Source organism: Caulobacter sp. S45 (assembly GCF_903642205.1).
Lineage (GTDB): Bacteria > Pseudomonadota > Alphaproteobacteria > Caulobacterales > Caulobacteraceae > CAHJWH01.
In genome coordinates, this window is the sequence record NZ_CAHJWH010000021.1 from 1 (window position 1) to 18,759 (window position 18,759).

General features: G+C 67.8%; 20 protein-coding genes, 1 tRNA gene, 1 pseudogene and 1 riboswitch. Of the genes and pseudogenes, 3 read left to right on the forward strand and 19 right to left on the reverse strand.

Annotation, left to right across the window (positions count from 1 at the left end):
• Nucleotides 1-447 (forward strand): annotated as a pseudogene (locus HUV06_RS04025) (flagellar protein FlbA); the annotation flags it as partial.
• A 1,096-nt stretch (nucleotides 448-1,543) separates the two neighbouring features.
• Here HUV06_RS04025 and HUV06_RS04030 read toward each other — a convergent pair.
• The 15 genes from HUV06_RS04030 to HUV06_RS04100 form a co-directional block, all read right to left on the reverse strand.
• Entirely contained in the window at nucleotides 1,544-1,699 is a 156-nt protein-coding gene (locus HUV06_RS04030) for a hypothetical protein (RefSeq protein ID WP_174299988.1), read from the reverse strand.
• 97 nt (nucleotides 1,700-1,796) lie between these two features.
• The gene (locus HUV06_RS04035; protein WP_174299989.1) at nucleotides 1,797-2,120 is read right to left on the reverse strand and encodes a DNA-binding transcriptional regulator; all 324 of its coding nucleotides are present in this window, start codon (nucleotides 2,118-2,120) and stop codon (nucleotides 1,797-1,799) included.
• Entirely contained in the window at nucleotides 2,104-2,493 is a 390-nt protein-coding gene (locus HUV06_RS04040) for a type II toxin-antitoxin system RelE/ParE family toxin (RefSeq protein WP_254600864.1), read from the reverse strand. The genes HUV06_RS04035 and HUV06_RS04040 overlap by 17 nt, the downstream gene beginning before the upstream one ends.
• A 31-nt stretch (nucleotides 2,494-2,524) precedes the next feature.
• On the reverse strand, nucleotides 2,525-3,913 hold the full coding sequence (locus tag HUV06_RS04045) for a cystathionine beta-synthase (protein ID WP_174299990.1): 1,389 nt from the start codon (nucleotides 3,911-3,913) through the stop codon (nucleotides 2,525-2,527).
• Nucleotides 3,914-4,139: 226 nt separating this feature from the next.
• A complete protein-coding gene (locus tag HUV06_RS04050; RefSeq protein WP_174299991.1) occupies nucleotides 4,140-4,643 on the reverse strand; it encodes a DUF1993 family protein in 504 nt (167 codons plus the stop codon).
• Between the two features lie 135 nt (nucleotides 4,644-4,778).
• Nucleotides 4,779-6,368, reverse strand: coding sequence for an aminomethyl-transferring glycine dehydrogenase subunit GcvPB (gene gcvPB, locus HUV06_RS04055; protein WP_174299992.1), 1,590 nt, complete (start codon nucleotides 6,366-6,368; stop codon nucleotides 4,779-4,781).
• Nucleotides 6,368-7,708, reverse strand: coding sequence for an aminomethyl-transferring glycine dehydrogenase subunit GcvPA (gene gcvPA / locus HUV06_RS04060; protein ID WP_174299993.1), 1,341 nt, complete (start codon nucleotides 7,706-7,708; stop codon nucleotides 6,368-6,370). The genes gcvPB and gcvPA overlap by 1 nt, the downstream gene beginning before the upstream one ends.
• 11 nt (nucleotides 7,709-7,719) lie before the next feature.
• Complete coding sequence (gene gcvT / locus HUV06_RS04065; protein ID WP_254600865.1) at nucleotides 7,720-8,874, reverse strand: glycine cleavage system aminomethyltransferase GcvT; 1,155 nt, start codon at nucleotides 8,872-8,874, stop codon at nucleotides 7,720-7,722.
• A 180-nt stretch (nucleotides 8,875-9,054) separates the two neighbouring features.
• Nucleotides 9,055-9,156: riboswitch (glycine riboswitch) on the reverse strand.
• A gap of 120 nt (nucleotides 9,157-9,276) precedes the next feature.
• Nucleotides 9,277-9,353, reverse strand: a tRNA-Pro gene (locus HUV06_RS04070).
• Between the two features lie 40 nt (nucleotides 9,354-9,393).
• Complete coding sequence (locus tag HUV06_RS04075) at nucleotides 9,394-9,885, reverse strand: MerR family transcriptional regulator (protein WP_174300012.1); 492 nt, start codon at nucleotides 9,883-9,885, stop codon at nucleotides 9,394-9,396.
• Nucleotides 9,886-9,895: 10 nt separating this feature from the next.
• Nucleotides 9,896-10,225, reverse strand: coding sequence for an integration host factor subunit alpha (locus HUV06_RS04080; protein ID WP_256430015.1), 330 nt, complete (start codon nucleotides 10,223-10,225; stop codon nucleotides 9,896-9,898).
• 109 nt (nucleotides 10,226-10,334) lie between these two features.
• On the reverse strand, nucleotides 10,335-11,312 hold the full coding sequence (locus tag HUV06_RS04085) for a beta-ketoacyl-ACP synthase III (protein WP_174299996.1): 978 nt from the start codon (nucleotides 11,310-11,312) through the stop codon (nucleotides 10,335-10,337).
• Nucleotides 11,309-12,400: a phosphate acyltransferase PlsX gene (gene plsX / locus HUV06_RS04090; protein WP_256430016.1), complete on the reverse strand. Its 1,092-nt coding sequence runs from the start codon at nucleotides 12,398-12,400 to the stop codon at nucleotides 11,309-11,311. The genes HUV06_RS04085 and plsX overlap by 4 nt, the downstream gene beginning before the upstream one ends.
• Before the next feature lie 95 nt (nucleotides 12,401-12,495).
• The gene (locus HUV06_RS04095; protein WP_174299997.1) at nucleotides 12,496-13,029 is read right to left on the reverse strand and encodes a DUF177 domain-containing protein; all 534 of its coding nucleotides are present in this window, start codon (nucleotides 13,027-13,029) and stop codon (nucleotides 12,496-12,498) included.
• Nucleotides 13,022-13,561, reverse strand: a complete 540-nt coding sequence (locus HUV06_RS04100) for a ubiquinol-cytochrome C chaperone family protein (protein ID WP_174299998.1) — start codon at nucleotides 13,559-13,561, stop codon at nucleotides 13,022-13,024. Before HUV06_RS04100 ends, HUV06_RS04095 begins: the two co-directional genes overlap by 8 nt.
• A gap of 121 nt (nucleotides 13,562-13,682) precedes the next feature.
• On the opposite strand from HUV06_RS04100, the gene HUV06_RS04105 reads away from it, so the two are divergent.
• Nucleotides 13,683-14,174 (forward strand): outer membrane protein assembly factor BamE, encoded by a 492-nt coding sequence (locus tag HUV06_RS04105; RefSeq protein WP_174299999.1) that lies wholly within the window; start codon nucleotides 13,683-13,685, stop codon nucleotides 14,172-14,174.
• A gap of 98 nt (nucleotides 14,175-14,272) precedes the next feature.
• Here HUV06_RS04105 and rpmF read toward each other — a convergent pair whose 3' ends face one another.
• The 3 genes from rpmF to secG form a co-directional block, all read right to left on the reverse strand.
• A complete protein-coding gene (gene rpmF / locus HUV06_RS04110) occupies nucleotides 14,273-14,455 on the reverse strand; it encodes a 50S ribosomal protein L32 (protein WP_174300000.1) in 183 nt (60 codons plus the stop codon).
• 190 nt (nucleotides 14,456-14,645) lie between these two features.
• On the reverse strand, nucleotides 14,646-16,280 hold the full coding sequence (locus tag HUV06_RS04115) for a CTP synthase (RefSeq protein WP_174300001.1): 1,635 nt from the start codon (nucleotides 16,278-16,280) through the stop codon (nucleotides 14,646-14,648).
• A gap of 62 nt (nucleotides 16,281-16,342) precedes the next feature.
• Complete coding sequence (gene secG / locus HUV06_RS04120) at nucleotides 16,343-17,002, reverse strand: preprotein translocase subunit SecG (protein ID WP_174300002.1); 660 nt, start codon at nucleotides 17,000-17,002, stop codon at nucleotides 16,343-16,345.
• A 207-nt stretch (nucleotides 17,003-17,209) separates the two neighbouring features.
• Here secG and HUV06_RS04125 point away from each other — a divergent pair, with 207 nt between their 5' ends.
• Entirely contained in the window at nucleotides 17,210-17,887 is a 678-nt protein-coding gene (locus tag HUV06_RS04125) for a YceI family protein (RefSeq protein WP_174300003.1), read from the forward strand.
• Nucleotides 17,888-17,983: 96 nt separating this feature from the next.
• On the opposite strand, the gene tpiA is transcribed toward HUV06_RS04125, so the two are convergent.
• On the reverse strand, nucleotides 17,984-18,730 hold the full coding sequence (tpiA, locus tag HUV06_RS04130) for a triose-phosphate isomerase (protein WP_174300004.1): 747 nt from the start codon (nucleotides 18,728-18,730) through the stop codon (nucleotides 17,984-17,986).
• Nucleotides 18,731-18,759: the final 29 nt, after the last annotated feature.

The window sequence follows — 18,759 nt, forward strand, 5'->3', positions numbered from 1 at the left end:
TGGCGCAGCGGCCTGCAGGGCGGGCGGCGCGGGCGCCATGCGCCGGAGCTCGCCGCCTTCGCGCCCCTGCTCCAAGCCGGCGTGCGCGTCGTGCACCTCCAGTACGGCGCCCAGGAGGAAGAGCTGGCGGCGCTGGACGCCCTGTCCGCCACGCCCCTGCTCCGGCCGCCGGACATCGACCTGCGCCAAGACCTGGACGACCTCGCCGCCCTCTGCATCGCCCTCGATCTGGTGGTCAGCGTGCCCAACGCCACCGCGGCCCTGGCCGCCGCCTGCGGCGCGCAGACCTGGTTCCTCACCGCCCCCAACGCCTGGCCGAGGCTCGGGACCGACGGCTACCCCTGGTATCCCCAGGCGCGCAGCTTCGCCGCGGAGCGGTTCGGAGCGTGGGCTCCCGTGCTGGAGTCGGCGGCCGAGGCGCTGCAGGCGCGCTTCGCACCGCCGTGACCGGCGCCAGCTTCCACCGCCCGGGGTTGGACGATCAAGGGAGCTTAGGCCAAGGATGGGAATGGCCGACTAGCGGACTCTTTGAACGAGGACAATCGACCCTTCTGAGACTCTGGAAAGGTCTGCTGTTGCGGTACAATGGGTCACTGGCACACACCAGGGATGTGGCCGCAAGTATAAGATCGGGTGTAGGATATGTCGCACAGAAATATCTCAGGCATTTCTTACGTTATCTCACTAATGCTGGTGGGTTGCGCTGGACCTACGTCCACCGCCATCAAAGATGTTAGGGATGCTCTCAAGGATGGGGATAGTGCAAAATTCGAGGATGTGCAAATTAGACATGTAAAAACAAGTATGGGCGGAAAACTTGAGCTTGTTTGTGGCAAGGTAAATGCCAAAAACAGCTACGGTGCCTACGATGGCTATCACCCATTCTTCAAGGTCATAAGTCACACATTTGGGCCGCCCGGACATCATGTATTCGGTGGGTTCCCCGGAAGCATTGAACACGAGAATCTTCCGGCTGGCGAGTTACGGTATGGACAGCCATCAACGGACGAAGACGCAAAGGTGTTGTGCGATCCTGGGGAGGATGAGGTGGACTCTGATGGTGTAGACCTCGTCTGGTACGACCCTTGTGGAGGCCCGGCCGGAACAGCTGGTTCAACCGCGTGGCAAGATAGTTGGATCGCCAGTCGCGGCGAGCCCGTTTCTCTTGTGTGCTCCTCTCGACTCTCCACTCAAGAACTTGTGTCGCTTGCTCATCATAGAAATACTGCGTATTATCGCGAGGTTGACCACCTTCTTTCCCTGCGAGCCCAAGCTTCTCGGGAGGCCGCTAAACTTAGCCTCGAGCGAATACAGTCTGAGTTCTCAAAATGAATGGCGACGATTTTTCTTGTCAAGTGCTTCGAGCGCAGTCTACCTTGCCAGGTCAGTTTGGACGTCCTCTTCTGGGTAAAAGGTATTGCGGGTAGAAGGGCGAGTGTCCGAGTCTGTGCCAATACGCGCTCGCCACCCTTCTGAGACATCAGTCTCCGGCCGAAAGCCGCCCCTCAGTCAGCCCTCCACGAGGGCCATAATCCCCTCTCGGCTACGCCCGCCGCAGGTGGTTGATCAGGTCGATCCTCGTGATGACGCCCAGGAACTCGCGGCCTTCCATCACCAGGGCCACCTCGTCGCGCTCGAACACCGGGAGCAGGGCCTCCAGCGGCTCGCGGACCTGGATGGTGTTGAGCCGCGTCGCCATGGCGGAGTAGACCGGGCGGGCGAAGCGTTCCTTGCGCTCGCTCTCGCGCTCGGCGGCAAACAGGATGTCGCTGCACCCCGACGTGGCGCCGCCGCGCCTATGCGAGGTGCTGCAGGCCGTGCTTCTGCACCAGGGAGAGGAGCTTGAGCGCGAGGCCGCTGGGCTTCTTGGCGCCGGTCTCCCACTTCTCGACGGTGCTTTCGCTCGTGTTGAGGTAGCGGGCGAAGACGGGCTGGCTGACGTGGTTCGCCTCGCGGAGCTGTTTGATCTGGGCCGGCTCCAATGGAGAGGGCGCCGTCAGGCAGGACTCGTCGAAGCGGCGCATCGTCGCCTTGTCGATCGTGCCGGCGCGAAACATGCCCGCGGCGCTGCTGTGGATCGCCTCGAAGGCGTCGCTCTTGTACTTAGGCGTCCGGCTCATGGCATATCTCCACCAGCTCCTTGGCCGCGAGTTCAATGGCGATCTCCGTGTCGGTCTTGGCGGCGTAGAGATCGGCCAGATTGCGGAAGGCCCTCAGTTCGTCCTCGTCTATGTTCTCCCTGTCCTTCTTGGCGAACAGGTAGGTGTAGACCCAATAGCTTCGGCCCCGCGCCAGGATGATGCTGCGATGCCTGTTTCTGTTAAGGCGTTTCTTGAAGACGCCTCCACCCAGGTCGTCGGCCTGCCCCTTGACCACCTCCGCGATGGCGTCACAGAGTTCATCATCCTTGATGAGGGCCTTCCTCGCCGCCTTGGAGAACCAACGGGTCTTGAAGACCCGTGCGGTTCTCTCGGCCCCGATCATGGCAGGCATGTAGCACTTAGTGCTACACAGCGCAACCGCCCTATGCCCGCCGCAGGTGGTTGATTAGGTCGATCCGGGTGATCACGCCCAGGAACTCGCGGCCTTCCATCACCAGGGCCACCTCGTCGCGCTCGAACACCGGGAGCAGGGCCTCCAGCGGCTCGCGGACCTGGATGGTGTTCAGCCGCGTCGCCATGGCGGAGTAGACCGGGCGGGCGAAGCGTTCCTTGCGTTCGTTCTCGCGCTCGGCGGCGAACAGGATGTCGCTCTCGTCCAGCAGGCCCACCAGGCGGCCGTCCTTGAGCACCGGCAGCTGGGAGACGTCGGCGGCGCGCATGCGGTTGTAGGCGGTGAGCAGGGTGTCCTCGGGGCTGACGGTGACCACCCCGCCCTCCTGGGCGTGGCGCGAGATCAGGTCGCCGAGGTTGTCGTGCATGGGGCGCTGGGCCAGGCCCTGGTCGGCCAGCCAGTAGTCGTTGAACATCTTGGAGAGATACTTGGAGCCCGTGTCGCAGACGAAGGTGCACACCCGCTGCGGCTCGGTCTGGTCGCGGCAGTAGCGCAGCGCCGCCGCCAGCAGCGTGCCGGAGGAGGAGCCGCCGAGCACGCCCGCCACCCGCAGCAGCTCCCGCGCCGCCGCCATGCTGTCGCTGTCGCTGACCGCATAGGCCTTGTGGGTGAGTGAGAGATCGCAGTTGGGCGGGATGAAATCCTCGCCGATACCCTCGACGACCCACGAACCGGGCTCCACGTTCAGGCCGTCGTTGATCAGCGGGGCGAGGATGGAGCCGACGGGATCGGCGACGATCATCTTCGTCTTGGGCGAGGCCTTGGCGAAGAAGCGGCCGAGGCCCGTCAGGGTGCCGCCGGAGCCCACCCCCACCACCATGGCGTCCAGGTCGCCGTCCATCTGCTCCAGGATCTCGGGGCCGGTGGTGGTCTCGTGCGCCAGCGGGTTGGCGGGGTTGGCGAACTGGTTGATGAAGACGGAGTTGTCGGTGTCGGCGGCGATCCGCTCGGCGATGTCCTGGTAGTATTCCGGATGCCCCTTGCCGACGTCGGAGCGGGTCAGGCGCACGTCGACGCCGAGCCCGCGCAGGTGCTGGATCTTCTCCCGGCTCATCTTGTCTGGCACCACCAGGATCAGGCGGTAGCCCTTCAGGATGCCAACCTGGGCGAGGCCCAGGCCGGTGTTGCCGGCGGTGGCCTCGATGATCGTCCCGCCGGGTTTGAGCCGCCCGTCCTGCTCCGCCGCCTCGATCATGGTCAGCGCGATGCGGTCCTTGATGGAGCCGCCGGGATTGGTGTTCTCGAGCTTCAGGAACAGCGTGCAGGGGCCGGTGTCGAAGCCGTGCAGCTCCAGCATGGGAGTGTGGCCGATCAGGTCGAGGGCGGTGGTGATCGGCTTGGGCAGGGGAAGATGGGGCATGGGGCATCCTAAGGTGCGCACATCTCCCCCATCGTCAGATGGGGGAGTACGGCCGAAGGCCGGGAGGGGGCCGACCGGCTCGCCGGTCGGAAAACGCAGCGAAGCGGTTTCCGCGCTGTCGCGCGGCCCCTCCGACGGCTTCGCCGCCACCTCCCCACGCAAGAGCGTAGGGAGGATAGGGACACACCTTAGCTCGCTACGCCTCGACGCAGGAAGTCGCTTCCGCTCACGCGCCGCCGAGATAGTCCGGCTTGCCGATGGGGACGCCCTTGCTGCGCAGGATGGCGTAGGCGGCGGTGACGTGGAAGTAGAAGTTGGGCGTCACGAAGTTCAACAGGTAGGGCTGGCCCTTCAGGTTCAAGGTGCGGTCGCGCATCTTCAGCTCGATGTCGCGGTCCTCGCTGCCGTCGATCTCGGCGGCGGTGAGGGTGTTCAGGAACTCCACCGTGCGGGCGATCCGGTCGCGGAGCTGCGCCAGGGTGGTCTCGGTGTCGGGCATCGACGGCGCTTCGCGGCCGGCGAGGCGCGAGACGCCCTTGGCCGAGTCGCTCGCGATCTGCACCTGGCGCGGGAAGGCGAACATGTCCGGCGCCAGCCGCGCCTCCATCAGCGCCGCCTCGTCCAGCCGGCCGGCGTCCACCTCCGCCTCCGCCTTGCCGAGGATTGCGGACAGGTTGCCCAGCATGTGGGCGAACACGGGCGCGGACGCCTGGTACATCGAGAGAGACATTGGATTCCTCCGTCATAGATGCTCCCCCTCAGGGGGAGCTGTCGGCGAAGCCGACTGAGGGGGCTTGCCACGCTTGACGACGCGGCGCAGCCCCCTCCACCAGCTTCGCTGGTCCCCCTCCCCCAGAGGGGAGGATCAAGATCTCGCCGCCGTCCATTTCAGCTTGGGCTTCCTGGCCGCCGCCGTCTCGTCGAGGCGGCGGAGCGGCGCGTGGAAGGGCGCGCCCTTGAAGCGTTCCGTATCGCCCGCCCTGGCCGCCGACGCCAGGGCGCGCATGGCCTCCACGAAGCGGTCCAGCTCGGCCTTGGACTCCGTCTCGGTGGGCTCCACCAGCATGGCGCCGTGGACGACGAGGGGGAAGTACATGGTCATGGGGTGGAAGCCCTCGTCGATCATCGCCTTGGCCACATCCAGCGTGCTCACGCCCGTGTCGGCCAGCCAGCGGTCGTCGAACAGGGCCTCGTGCATGCAATAGCCCTCGAAGGCCGGGGTCATCACGTCCTGCAGGCGGGCCTTGAGGTAGTTGGCGTTGAGCACCGCGTCGCTGGAGACCTGGCGCAGCCCGTCGGAGCCGTGGCTCAGCATGTAGGCGTAGGCGCGCACGAACATGCCCATCTGGCCGTGGAAGGCGCACATGCGGCCGAAGCTCTGGGGGCAATCCGCCCCACGCTCCTCGTGCTCGCGCAACCCGTAGCCGCCTTCGGTGTGCACCACCCAGGGCAGCGGCGCAAAGGGCGCGAGCGCCGCCGAGAGCACCACCGGTCCCGCGCCGGGGCCGCCGCCGCCATGGGGCGTGGAAAAGGTCTTGTGCAGGTTGATGTGCATGGCGTCGACGCCGAGGTCCCCCGGCCGCACCCGCCCCACGATGGCGTTGAAGTTGGCGCCGTCGCAGTAGAAGTAGGCCCCGGCGGCGTGCGTCAGGCGAGCGATCTCCACGATCTCGCTCTCGAATAGGCCGCAGGTATTGGGGTTGGTGACCATGATGGCCGCCACTTCCGGGCCGAGCTTGGCCTCCAGGTCCTTCAGGTCGACGCGTCCGTCCGGCGTCTGGGCGATCTCCTCCACCGCGTAGCCGACCTGAGCGGCTGTGGCGGGGTTGGTGCCGTGGGCGGAGGTGGGCACCAGCACCTTGCGCCGGGCGTCGCCGCGGGCCTCGTGCGCCGCGCGGATGGCCAGCAGGCCGCAGAGCTCCCCGTGCGCCCCGGCCTTGGGCGACAGCGCGACCGAAGTCATGCCGGTCAGGGTCACCAGCCAGTGGCTGAGCGCGTCCATAAGCTCCAGGGCGCCCTGGACGGTGGAGAGCGGCTGCAGCGGGTGGATGTCGGCGAAGCCGGGAAGCCGCGCCATGCGCTCGTTCAGGCGCGGGTTGTGCTTCATGGTGCACGAGCCCAGCGGATAGAGCGCCAGGTCGATGGCGTGGTTCTTCTGGCTCAGGCGCACGTAGTGGCGCACCGTCTCGGGCTCGGAGAGGCCCGGCAGGCCGATGGGCTCGACGCGCACGAGGCCGCCAAGGTCTGAGGTGTCGAACTCGGCGCCCCTATCGGGCTCCGGCATGTCGACGCCGGTCTTATCCCAGCCGCCGAGCTCGAAGATCAGGCGCTCGTCCTGCAGCAGCCCGCGCGCGCCCGTGAGGCTCGCGGGCTTGTCGGTGGCGAGGTGGACGGCGGTCCCGACTGGGGCCTCAGGGCGGCCGGCGGGGCGGATGGGTCCGGGGCTGGCGCTCATCAGAAGGCCTCCTTCAGCGCGGCGGTAAGCGCGGCAATGTCTTCGTCGGGGGTTGTCTCGGTGGCGGCGAGCAGCAGCACGTCGTCCATCCCGGCCATAGGTGCCAACCGGCTGACCGGCACGCCGGCGATCAAGCCGCTGGTGGCAAGCTTGTCGACCAGCGGCCCTGCGGCCGTGGGCAGGCGGACGGCGATCTCGTTGAAGAAGCGAGGCGTCAACACCTCGACGCCAGCGACGCCTTCCACCGCAGCCTTCAGCTTGCGCGCCTGCTGGTGGTTCAGCTTGGCGAGCCGTTGCAGTCCGACCTGGCCCAGCAGGCTCATGTGGATGGTGAACGCCAGCGCACAAAGCCCTGAGTTGGTGCAGATGTTCGATGTCGCCTTGTCGCGGCGGATGTGCTGTTCGCGGGTGGACAGGGTCAGCACGAAGCCTCTGGCGCCCGCCGCGTCCACCGTCTGGCCGCAGACCCGACCGGGCATCTGGCGCACGTACTTGTCCCGGGTGGCGAACAGGCCGACATAGGGGCCGCCATAGTTCAGGCCATTGCCGATCGACTGGCCCTCGCCCACCACCATATCTGCACCCATCTCCCCCGGCGACTTCAGCAGGCCCAGCGACACCGCCTCGGTCACCACCACGATCAGCAGGGCGCCCGCGGCATGCGCGGCCTCGGCGATCTTCGACACGTCGGTGGCTGTGCCGAAAAGGTTGGGGGTCTGCACCACCACGCACGCCGTGTCGGAGTCCAGGTGGGTCAGCACCGCCGCCTCATCGTCCACCGACAGCGGCAGCGGATCGGTCCTGATGCCGGCGTGGTGCGCCAGGGTGGAGATGGTGTCGGCGTAGTGCGGGTGCAGGCCCGGCGACAGCACCGCCTTGGCCCGGCGCGTGATGCGCGCCGCCATCAGCACGGCCTCGGCCGCCGCGGTGGAGCCGTCGTACATGGAGGCGTTGGCCACCTCCATGCCGGTGAGCGCGGCCACCTGGGTCTGGAACTCGAACACCGCCTGCAGCGTGCCCTGGGTGATCTCGGGCTGGTAGGGCGTGTAGCTGGTCAGGAACTCCGAGCGCTGGATCAGGTGGTCCACCGTGGCCGGCACATGATGGCGGTAGGCGCCCGCGCCACAGAAGAAGGGGACCGAGCCGGCCGAGGTGTTCTTGCCCGCCAGCCGCGAGAGCGCACGCTCCACGGCGAGTTCACCCTGGTGTGGGGGCAAATCGACGGGCTCAGTCAAGAGCACCTCGCGCGGAACGGAATCGAACAGGGCGTCGATGGACGGCGCGCCGATGGCGGCCAGCATGTCGGTCCGATCTGCTTCGGTCAGGGGTAGATAACGCATGACTGGGGTCCTCAGCTCTTCGCCGGGATGGGCTTGCGAACGTAGCGGTGGGGCACGAAGGGTGTGGCGACCACCTCAGCCGGAAGCGCGCGACCGCGCACCACCACCTGCAGCGCGGTGCCCGGCGCGCGATACTGGGGTGGCACGAAGCCCAGCGCTATGGGGGCTGCGAGGGTCGGCCCGAAGCCGCCGCTGGTGACGCGGCCGATCACCCGGCCGCCGTCTGCGATCTGGGAACCTTCACGAGCCGGAGCCCCGGTCAGCACCCGAAGGCCTACACGAACCCTGGACAGGCCGCCCACGGCTTCCGCTTCAATCCGCGCCGCACCGGGAATGTCGCCCCGCTCGCGCCGCTTCTTGGAGACGGCGAAGCCCAGGTCCGCCTCCAGCGGGCTGACGGTGTCATCCAGGTCGTGGCCGTAGAGCGGCAGGCCGGCTTCAAGCCGCAGCGAGTCGCGCGCGCCAAGCCCTATGGGTCGGACGCGATCGTCAGCCAGCAGGGCGTCCCAGAGCTTTAACGCGGCCGCCTGAGGGACCAGGATTTCGAACCCGTCTTCGCCGGTGTAGCCGGAGCGGGAGACCACCGCCGTCGCCCCCTCGTAGTCGAAGGTCTTCAGCGCCATGAAGCCGAGGTCCTGAACCCCGGGGAACAGGCCGACGGCCACAGCAGCCGCCTCTGGCCCCTGCAGGGCCAGCAGGCCGCCCTCGTCGGCCCGCTCCAGGGTGGCGTGCTCGCCTGCGGCTGCGGCGATGCGGGCGAAGTCGGCGTCCTTGGTCCCGGCGTTGACGACTATGTAGAGCGAGCCCTGCCCTTCCGGCTCGATCGGGCGGCCGATCATCAGGTCGTCGGCTATGCCGCCGTCAGGATTCAGCAGCAGGGTGTAGCGGTTCTGACCGGGCTTCAGCCCCGCGATGTCGCCGCACACCAGGGGCTCGACCAAGGCCGCCACCGCCCTGTGGTCGGCGTGCGCGTCGCCGGTGGGCCCCTTCAGCCGCAGGAAGGACGGTCCCATGTGGGAGACGTCGAACAGCCCGGCGTGCTCGCGCGTCCAGCGGTGCTCGCCGAGCACGCCCAGAGGGTACTGCACCGGCATGTCGTAGCCGCCGAAGGGCGCCAGCTTGCCGCCGGCCAACCCGTGGGCCGCGTGCAGGGCCGTGCGGTTCAAAGGAGCGGAGCTGTCCAACGCTTGGGTCTCGCCAACAGAGGGATCAACGCCGGGCCACGCCTTCGCGCCGCCCGCGTCACCCCCGCTGTCATGGAGCCTGAGAGATTTCGGCCGTCGCGGAAGCACCGCGCCCGACCCTGCTCCTTCGGCGAGCCCTTCCGGACTGCTTTCCAGCGTTTCGTCGCCCGCGCGGTCCCTGATACCTGAGCGTTTCCGGGGTGGTTACGCCTTCGGCGCCGAGCCAGCCAAAAACGGCCGCCCGGTCTCTCCCGCGAGAGCAAGGCCTAAGTGGCGAAAGCGCCCGCCCAGGTCAACCGCCCAGGCCCGCGGCGTGGCCTCAAGGCGAACATCGATGAAGGATCAGGCGAAAGGCGGGCCGACAGTCGGCTCGGAGGGCAGAAGTGGTCGGAGCGACAGGATTCGAACCTGCGACCCCTTGACCCCCAGTCAAGTGCGCTACCAGGCTGCGCCACGCTCCGACGAAGGCCGTTCTTATAAGGGTGCGGGCGCTTCGCGCAATCAGGAATCGGCGGACGGGGTTTGGGCCAACAGGGCGTCCAGCCTGGTCTTGACCGCCCGCATCTCATCCAGCGCCGCCTTCAGGCGCGCCCGGGTCTCAGGCGTCATGCCGGCAGGGCCTGCGGCCTCCGCGGCCGGAAGATCGGTGTCGAGCAGGTCAACGGTGCGCTGAGCGTCGGCTTCCGCGGCTTCGAGCTCCGCCAACAGGCCCGGGTCGACCTCTCCCCCCGCGGCGGCCATCAGGCGGCGCACGCCCTGCTCCTTATGGAGCCGCTGCACGCCCTTGATGGTGTAGCCCTCCTCGTGCAGCAGGGAGCGTACGCCGCGTAGCACGTCCAGGTCCTGGCGGCGGTAGAAGCGCCGCCCGCCAGCGCGCTTCATCGGTCGGATGAAAGAGAACTTGGTCTCCCAGAAGCGCAGCACGTGCTGGGGTACGCCCAGCTCGTCCGCCGCCTCGGAGATGGTGCGGAAGGCGTCCGGTCCCTTCAGCACGCCGGCCCCATCAACCTGCGCCATCGAGACGGTGGGCGTCCTCGACCCTGGCCTTCATCACCTGCGAGGCGCGAAAGGTGATGACGCGCCGCGGATCAATCGCGGCAGGCTCGCCGGTCTTGGGGTTGCGGCCCATGCGGGCCCGCTTGTCGCGCACCTGGAAGACGCCGAAACCAGACAGCTTGACGACATCGCCCTGCTGCAGCGACTCCGCGATCAGCTCCAAGGTCCTCTCCACCAGGTCGGCGCAGTCCTGGCGGGTCAGCCCCACCTCCCGGTGCACCGTCTCGGCGAGGTCCGCTCGCGTGAGCGCGCCACCCTTCATAGCCTCCGCCCCCAAACGGTTCAGCCCAGCATTCGCGCACGACGGTGAAAGGGCGTCAAGTCAACGACTTCTCATGGGACTTGGCCTCGGCGTCACAGGCGCACCCTCCTCCTGCAGGAGAGGGTCAGAGCCTGAGAACGCAGGCGCCCCAAGTCAGGCCACCACCCATGGCCTCCAGCAACAGCAGCTGGCCGGGCTTGATGCGGCCATCGGCGATGGCCTCGGCCATGGCCAGGGGAATGGAGGCGGCGGAGGTGTTGGCGTGCCGATCCACGGTGCAGATCACCTTGTCCTCGGCCACGCCCAGCCGATGAGCCACGCCCTGGAGGATGCGCATATTGGCCTGGTGAGGGATGAACCAGTCCACATCCGGCACGGCGACGCCGGCGATGCGAGCCGCGGCTTCCACCCCTTCGGTGATGTTGACCACGGCGTGACGGAAGACCTGCTGGCCGGCCATGCGCAGGTGGCCCACGGTACCCGTGGTGGACGGGCCGCCATCCACATAGAGCAGGTCCTGCTTGGCGCCGTCGCAGCGGAGGGCGAATCCCAGCAGGCCGCGGTCGGTCACATCACCTCGACCCTCCACGGGCTCCATGACCACCGCACCCGCTCCGTCGCCGAAGAGGATGCAGGTGCCACGGTCGTCGTAGTCCATCAGCTTGGTCATCGACTCCGCACCGATGACCAGGGCGCACTTGGACAAGCCTCGCGCCACGAAACCGTCGGCCACCGAAAGGGCGTAGACGAAGCCGGAGCAGACAGCTTGGATGTCGAACGCCACCAGGATGGGACAGCCCAGCTTGCGCTGCACGATCGCAGCCGTAGAGGGGAAGGTCAGGTCCGGAGTGGTGGTGGCCACGATGATCAGGTCGAGTTCGGCAGCCGTGCGCCCGGCGGCGGTCAGCGCCCCATTCGCCGCCTCCAAGGCGAGGTCGGAGGTGGCTTGGCCGTCGGCGACCTGGCGGCGCTCGGCGATGCCCGTTCGCTCGCGGATCCAGGCGTCGCTGGTGTCGACCCGCTGGGCCAGCTCGGCGTTGGTGACGATCCGTTCCGGCAGGTAGGCGCCTACGCCGGTGACGGCGGTGCGCAGCACATTCAAGATGACGCTCCAGCGGGAGCCGTCCGCACGGCCGAAGGCGGCTGACGCAGCGCGTCCAGAGAGTCGGACAGACGTTCCATGTCTGCGGACATCCTGACGACGTAGTTGCTGGCGGCCAGATCGGCGGCCATCTTTATGGCGTTGGCGTAGCCCTTGGCGTCGGCGCCGCCGTGGCTCTTCACGACCGTGCCGTTCAGGCCCAGGAGCGGGCCGCCATTCACCGAGCTAGGGTCCAGCCGCGCCTTCATCTCATTCAGGGCGCCCGAGGCGACCAGGGCGCCGGCCCTGGCCATGACCGAGGATGAGAGGACCTCGCGCAGGGTCGCGGTGAAGAAGCGCGCCATGCCCTCCCCGGTCTTGAGCACAGCGTTGCCGGTGAAGCCGTCCGTGACGACCACGTCGACAGCGCCCAAGGCGATATCATTGCCTTCCACGAAACCCTTGTAGTCCAGTTCGAGCTTGGCCTCACGCAGCAGCCTGTGCGCCTCGCGAACCTCCTCGTGACCCTTCTGATCCTCAGAACCGACGTTCAGCAGGCCAACCGTGGCGCGGCAGCCTGGCTGGCCGTGCACGGCGCAATGGAAGGCGGCGCCCATCACGGCGAACTCCAGCAGCTGGGCCGCGTCGCTCTCGATGTTGGCGCCGACGTCGAGTACGGCGGTGACGCCGCGAAGGGTCGGCCAGCTCGCCACCGCGGCTGGACGCTCCAGCCCCCCCGCCATGCGCAACAGCAGCTTGGAGATAGCCATCAATGCGCCGGTGTTGCCGCCGGACACGGCGGCCACGGCATCGCCCCGCTTCACCGCCTCGACGCAGTTCCAGAGGCTGGAGCCCTTGCCGCGACGAAGCGCCTGAGCCGGCTTCTCCTCGCTGGTGATGACGTGGTCGGTGTGGCGGATTTCGCTGACGGCGCGCACCGCCGCACGCCTGACCATCTCGGGTGCGATCCTCGCCTCATCTCCATGCAGCAGGAATCGCACGTCGCGACCCTCCAGTCGCTGGAGGGCGATGTCTAAGCCGGCCACGACCACGGAAGCGCCATGATCCCCGCCCATCGCATCGATCGAGATCACAGGCGGACTGGGCACGGGCGGACGCAAATTCCTGGATGGGCCGGCGGCCCGAAGCGGCCGGGACGATAGCGTGGGTTCCTCGCGATGCAAGCCGGGGCCGCGTCGAAGCGCTATTCCTTCGGCGGTTCTGGTTTCAGCACCTTGAGCACGGCGAAGGGGGAGGCCGGGTCTTCGGACGGCGGCGGTTCGAACTCGGCTCCAGGCTTGCGCGGGAAGGGATCAACCTCCAGCGCCAGGTGCTCGACCAGATATGCGCCGACATCCACCTCCTCGCCCTCAAGCAGGTCGGGTGGGTCTTCGGCGTTCGGATCCACGGTGATCTCGCTGGCTGGAGCCCCGGCCGCGGGACTCCCCTCCGGCACAGCCCGAACGATGAACTCGCCGGACACTGTGGTCTTGAACGGGTCCAGCGACACGCCGCAGGTCTGGGTGAAGTCCGCGTCCCAGCACGCGGTAATCTCCAGCCCATCCAGCCAGGGCCTGACCTCCACGCGGGCGGTGAAGCAGGCCAAGGCGAGCAGGTCGAGCGCCCTGGCGATGGCGACGCGGCGTCCGTCATCGGCCTCCAGCTCGAGGGCCGCCGTCCTGCGCTGCACGTCCGACAGGCGGAGGCGGACAGGCCAGAGGGCGTCAGGATCAGTCAAGAGGCGCCTCCGGCCAGTCGAGCCGGGCCTGAAGCACATCGTCGAGGGGCTCGGCCGCCAGACGGCCGACCACAGCGGCGGCGTAGACGGCAAGGAGTTTGGCCGAGGTCGCATCGGGCCTGTCTTGGTAGACCGTACGCGCGATCAAGGCCTGCAACGCACCCACTTGGTCGGCATCCGCGAACGCTCGGTCATAGGACTTGATGCGGCCGTAGACGGCCTCGCCAAGCTTGCGCATCTTCTTGCCCACTGAAAGGTCGCCAACGCCCATGTCGCGGAGTCCTTCGTCCAGGTTCCTCAAGAAGGTGTCGAACACGGACTGCGAAGTCTCCGCCGCCTGCACCCCCTGCCCTTTCAGCCGATGCAGCACCAGCACCAGATGCAGGACGTAAAGCTCGAAGCGGCCCTCGACCGTATCGGCCACGGCCAGCCGTTCGTAGAAGATCGGATGGCGCGCCTGGGCGGAGAGCGCCTTGAACAGGGCGCGTCCGGCCTGCGCAGCAGGCCTCGGCTTGAACAAACGCTGCAGCATCCCTGCGCCTCTCGACGGCCGCGACAATCGGCAGGCCGTTCGCCGCGTTGAACTCGGTCTCCAGGCGGGCTAGGTCAAGGGTCCTTCGCCGCAGGGTTTTGCGGCGCGTGGAGCGTATCTCGTGAACCGCACCCGTGAGGCCCGCAGCCGAGCCGCACTCGCCGTCAGCCTCGCCGTCTGCCTGGCGGGCGTGAACGCCTGCGCCCCCACCATAGCGACCAACGGCTTCCAGGCTGTCGACGTCAAGCCGAAGGACGTCAAGGTCGGCGACACTCGGTCCAGCGTGCTGCTGCGGCTCGGCTCGCCGTCGACCCAGGGGACGTTCGACCCGAACGTCTGGTATTACATCTCCCAGCAGACAGAACGTTACGCCTACTACCTGCCTCGGGTTCAGAAGCGAGAAGTCGTGGCCATCACCTTCGACAAGGACGAGAAGGTGAGTGCGGTGAAGGACCTGGCGCTGAAGGATGGCTACCAGATCGCCTACGATCGCAACGCCACCCCCACCCGCGGGCGCCAGCTGAACTGGATCGAGCAGTTGCTCGGCAACATCGGCCACGGCAACACCGGCGCCCTGCCCCAGGATTACGATCCCGGCCAGCAACGGCACTAAGGCTGTGCTCCTCCCCCCCGCTTCGCAGGGGAGGAGCAACGAAAAAGGCCTCCGCAGTCGCTGCGGAGGCCCCTCTGGCTCCGTCGGGATGGAAAGGACTACTCCTCCTTGACCGTCATGACCTGACGGCCCCGATACATGCCGGTCTTCAGGTCGAGGTGATGGGGACGGCGCAGTTCGCCGGTGTCCTTGTCTTCCACGTAGGCGTTGGACTCCAGCGCGTGGTGCGAACGGCGCATGCCCCGGCGGGAGGGCGAGGTTTTTCGCTTCGGAACAGCCATGGAGCAAACTCGTGGTGCGGCTCGGCGCAGCGCGCGCGAGAAAACGGAAAAGGCGGCCGATGAGCCGCCGTGGGAAGCTGTGCTTATGCCGTAAACCCGTCCGGCGTTCAAGCCCTGCGGCTCGACGGTCGCCCCTTGGGCGGCGTCCGCCGTCACGGCTTCCGCACTGGTGGGCCGTCGGGAACCCGCTTCAGACCAGACGACTCTGCTCCAATGCAGCCGCCACGAAGCTGGCGAACAAGGGGTGCGGCTGGAACGGGCGGCTCTTCAGTTCGGGGTGGAACTGCACGCCGACGAACCACGGATGGTCGTCGCGCTCCACGATTTCGGGCAGCAGGCCGTCCGGCGACAGGCCGGTGAAGCGCAGGCCTGCGCCCTCTATCGCCTCGCGATAGCCGATGTTGACTTCATAGCGGTGACGGTGGCGCTCGGCCACACAGGCGGAGCCATAGATGTCGCCGACCTTGGACCCAGGGACGAGGGTGGCGTCATAGGCGCCCAGCCGCATGGAGCCGCCAAGGTCGCCGCCGGCCCGGCGTTTGACCAGCTGATTGCCGCTGAGCCACTCGGTCATAAGGCCTACGACCGGCTCGTCGGTAGGGCCGAACTCGCTGGAGCTGGCGCCTGCTATGCCCGCCACGTTCCGGGCCGCCTCGATCACCGCCATCTGCATGCCGAAGCAGATGCCGAAATAGGGCACGCCACGCTCCCGGGCGAACTGCACCGCGCGGATCTTGCCCTCCGCTCCCCGCTCGCCGAAGCCGCCGGGAACCAGGATAGCGTGCACGCCTTCGAGCCGGGCGGCGGCGGCGCCGGGCTCGCCCTCGAAGGCCTCCGACTCGACCCAGTCGAGGTTCACCTTGACGTTGTTGGCCAGACCGCCGTGCACCAGGGCCTCGATGAGGCTCTTGTAGGCGTCCTTCAGCACCGTGTACTTGCCCACTACGGCGACGGTGACCTCGCCATCCGGCTGGCGGAGGTGCTCGGCGATGCCCTGCCATCGTGACAGGTCGGGCGCTGGTGCGTCGTGGATGGCGAATGCGTCCAGGATTTCGCGGTCCAGCCCCTCGCGGTGGTAGTCCAGCGGCACGGCGTAGATGCTGTCGCTGTCCATGGCCTGGATGACCGCGCCCTCGCGCACGTTGCAGAACAAGGCGATCTTGCGCTTCTCGTCCGGGGGGATCGGCTGCTCGCAGCGGCAGAGCAGGATGTCGGGCTGGATGCCGATGGCGCGGAGCTCTCGGACTGAATGCTGAGTGGGCTTGGTCTTCATCTCGCCCGCCGTCTTCACGAAGGGCAGCAGCGTCAGGTGCACGAAGACGCAGGCGCCCCGGGGCAGTTCTTGGCCCAGCTGCCGGATCGCCTCGAAGAAGGGCAGGCCCTCGATGTCGCCGACCGTACCGCCGATCTCCACCAGCACGAAGTCAGCCTCGCCCGCATCTGAAAGCACGAAGCTCTTGATCTCGTTGGTAACGTGCGGGATCACCTGAACGGTCGCGCCCAGATAATCGCCGCGTCGCTCCTTCTCGATGATGGTCTTGTAGATTTGCCCGGTGGTGATGTTGTCGCCTCGGTTGGCGGAGACGCCGGTGAAGCGCTCGTAGTGGCCGAGGTCCAGGTCCGTTTCCGCTCCATCGTCGGTGACGAACACTTCCCCATGCTGGTAGGGGCTCATCGTCCCGGGATCGACGTTGAGATAGGGGTCGAGCTTCCGCAGGCGGACCTTGTAGCCGCGCGCCTGCAGCAGAGCGCCGAGAGCCGCCGAGGCGAGGCCCTTGCCCAGGGAGGAGACCACGCCGCCGGTGATGAAGATGTACCGCGTCATGCCAGCCCAGCTTGGAGGAGGACAGCTTTGCGCCGATTCGCCCTCCAAGCGGGATGCACGCCCTATTGACCGCCTGAGGTGTTGCCCGAAGCCGCGGGAGCGGGAGCAGCCGGCGCAGGGGCGCTCAGGGCCCCGCCAGTCGGGAAGGGACGGGCCAGCGGGGCGACGGTGGGCGTGGACTGCGGGGCGGTCTGTACGCCAAGCAGGCTTGATGACCGGCGGCTGGCGCCGCTATCAGCGGCCGTAGGAGGCGTGGTCGGCCTGACAGCAGGGGCGGTGTGCACCTCTGGCCGCGGCGCCTCGAAACTCGCTCCAGACGACGGTGCTCCTGGTGCAGGCGCACCCGGCGCAGGGGTCACCACGCCGATATTCGCGGCGCTGTCGCCGCCTGCGGCGGCAGGCGCGGTCGCAGGCCGGGCCGGGCGCATGGCGTGGTTCAAGGCGTCGGGATTCATATTGTCGATCTTCAGTCGGTCCACCACGGAACCGCCCGAGTGCATGCGTCCGGACAGCACCGTCAGCAGCAGGCAGAGACCGAAGAAGATCGCCGCCAGGACAGCGGTGGTGCGGGTCAGCAGGTCGCCGGCCCCGCGTGCCGTCATGAAGCCCGAGGGTCCGCCGCCCATGCCCAGCGCCCCACCCTCGGAGCGCTGCAGCAGGATCACCGCGCCAAGGGCGATGCACACCAGCACCAACAATACGAGCAGGGAGCCGAGCAGCATGGCGGAACGCAGTCTTCGGTGGCGGTGGAACGGGATCAACGCGGACGCGCGCCGGATCCTGCAGGCGTGTAACACCGCCTCGTTCCGCGCGCCAGACCGCCTTGGCTGACGCGAAAACTGTAACCATATCGGTTGCATATGGTTGTTGGCGTGGTACAGGCGGCTTGCCGAGATCGGCTGCATTGATCTCCTCAGGATCATCCGCCCATGCTACTTCGCCGCGCCGCCTTATCGGCTTGCCTTGCCGTCTTCCTGGCCAATCCGGCGCTGGTCCCATCGGCCCTGGCCCAGGGTCCGGCCAGCCCCGGTCCGGCCAGCCCCGGTCCGGCCAGCCCCGGTCCGGCCAACCCCAATCCGGCCGCTGTGAGGCGGGGGGCCTATGTCATCGAGCCCTCGCACACGCGGGGGCTGTTCAGCGTCTCGCACATGGGCTTCACCACCTGGTGCGGCGACTTCCCGGGCGCCTCGGGACAGCTGGTACTCGACGCCGCCCATCCCGCCGCCAGCCGGCTGGATGTCATGGTGCCAATCGCCGGCGTCTCCACCACCAACGCCAAGCTGGGCGAGGACCTGCGCAGCGCCGACTGGCTTGACGCGGGTCGCTTCCCCACGGCGATGTTCCACTCGACCCACATCACCCTGACCGGACCGACCGACGCGGAGGTGGCCGGCGCCCTCACCCTGCACGGGGTGACCCGGCCCGTGGTGCTGCACGCCCACTTCAACGGCGCGGGTGTGAACCCGCTGGACCACAGCTACACCACGGGCTTCGAAGTCAGCGGAGTGGTCAAGCGCAGCGAATTCGGCGTGTCCAAGTACGTGCCCCTGGTCGGCGATGACACCCGCCTGATCATCAGCGCGGCGTTCGAGAAGGCGAAGGGGTAAACCTCTTATCCTCTCCTGCGCGGAGGGGGAGCTGGCGCGGCCCGGTACGCCGTGACGGGTTTCCCTCCATCGCTTCGCAGGGAGAGGAGGATCGGATCAAGCCGCGCGGATGATGGGCAGGAAGTCGTGGGCCTTGAGCGAGGCGCCGCCGACCAGCGCCCCGTCCACGCCCCGGGCGTGCAGCAGCTCGGCGGCGTTGGAGGGCTTCACCGAGCCGCCATACAGCACCGGGACCGACGCACCGTTGGAGAAGCGGGCGGTCAGCAAATCGTGGATGCGTCCATGCACCGCCTCCACCTGCTCCACCGTCGGCGTGCGGCCGGTGCCGATCGCCCAGACCGGCTCGTAGGCGATGGCGAAGGGGAGGCCATCAAGGCTGTCGGGCAGCGAGCCCTGCAGCTGGGCAGCCACCACCTCCAGCGCCTGACCCGCATCACGCTGCGTGAGGCTCTCCCCTGCGCAGACAACCGGCTCCAGGCCGGCGCGCAGGGCGGCCTGGACCTTCGCGGCCACATCAGCGTCGCTCTCGCGATAGCCAGTGCGGCGTTCGGAGTGGCCGAGGATCACCAGCCGCGCGCCTGCCTCGTGCAGCATCTCGGCGCTGAGATCGCCGGTATAGGCGCCGCTCGACTCGGGGTGGCAGTCCTGGGCGCCGACCTGGACACCTGAACCCTTCACCTGCTCAGCCATGCGATGGATCAGAATTGCAGGCGGGAACAAGGCCACCCGCGCGCGTGCAGGCTCCTTGGCGAGCGACTCAGCGAGGGCGTGGGCTTCACGCAGAGCACCCGCAGCCCCGTTCATCTTCCAGTTGCCCGCGACCAGTCGCGTTGGTTGGCTCAAAATCCTTGCTCCCACCTGCTTCGCCAATG

Excerpts from the sequence above, each read along its gene's own strand:
- HUV06_RS04030 (WP_174299988.1), bottom strand. The coding sequence starts at position 1,699 with ATGGCGACGCGGCTCAACACCATCCAGGTCCGCGAGCCGCTGGAGGCC.
- HUV06_RS04035 (WP_174299989.1), bottom strand. The coding sequence starts at position 2,120 with ATGAGCCGGACGCCTAAGTACAAGAGCGACGCCTTCGAGGCGATCCAC.
- HUV06_RS04040 (WP_254600864.1), bottom strand. The coding sequence starts at position 2,493 with ATGCCTGCCATGATCGGGGCCGAGAGAACCGCACGGGTCTTCAAGACC.
- HUV06_RS04045 (WP_174299990.1), bottom strand. The coding sequence starts at position 3,913 with ATGCCCCATCTTCCCCTGCCCAAGCCGATCACCACCGCCCTCGACCTG.
- HUV06_RS04050 (WP_174299991.1), bottom strand. The coding sequence starts at position 4,643 with ATGTCTCTCTCGATGTACCAGGCGTCCGCGCCCGTGTTCGCCCACATG.
- gcvPB (WP_174299992.1), bottom strand. The coding sequence starts at position 6,368 with ATGAGCGCCAGCCCCGGACCCATCCGCCCCGCCGGCCGCCCTGAGGCC.
- gcvPA (WP_174299993.1), bottom strand. The coding sequence starts at position 7,708 with ATGCGTTATCTACCCCTGACCGAAGCAGATCGGACCGACATGCTGGCC.
- HUV06_RS04100 (WP_174299998.1), bottom strand. The coding sequence starts at position 13,561 with ATGCTGCAGCGTTTGTTCAAGCCGAGGCCTGCTGCGCAGGCCGGACGC.
- rpmF (WP_174300000.1), bottom strand. The coding sequence starts at position 14,455 with ATGGCTGTTCCGAAGCGAAAAACCTCGCCCTCCCGCCGGGGCATGCGC.
- HUV06_RS04115 (WP_174300001.1), bottom strand. The coding sequence starts at position 16,280 with ATGACGCGGTACATCTTCATCACCGGCGGCGTGGTCTCCTCCCTGGGC.
- secG (WP_174300002.1), bottom strand. The coding sequence starts at position 17,002 with ATGCTGCTCGGCTCCCTGCTCGTATTGTTGGTGCTGGTGTGCATCGCC.
- HUV06_RS04125 (WP_174300003.1), top strand. The coding sequence starts at position 17,210 with ATGCTACTTCGCCGCGCCGCCTTATCGGCTTGCCTTGCCGTCTTCCTG.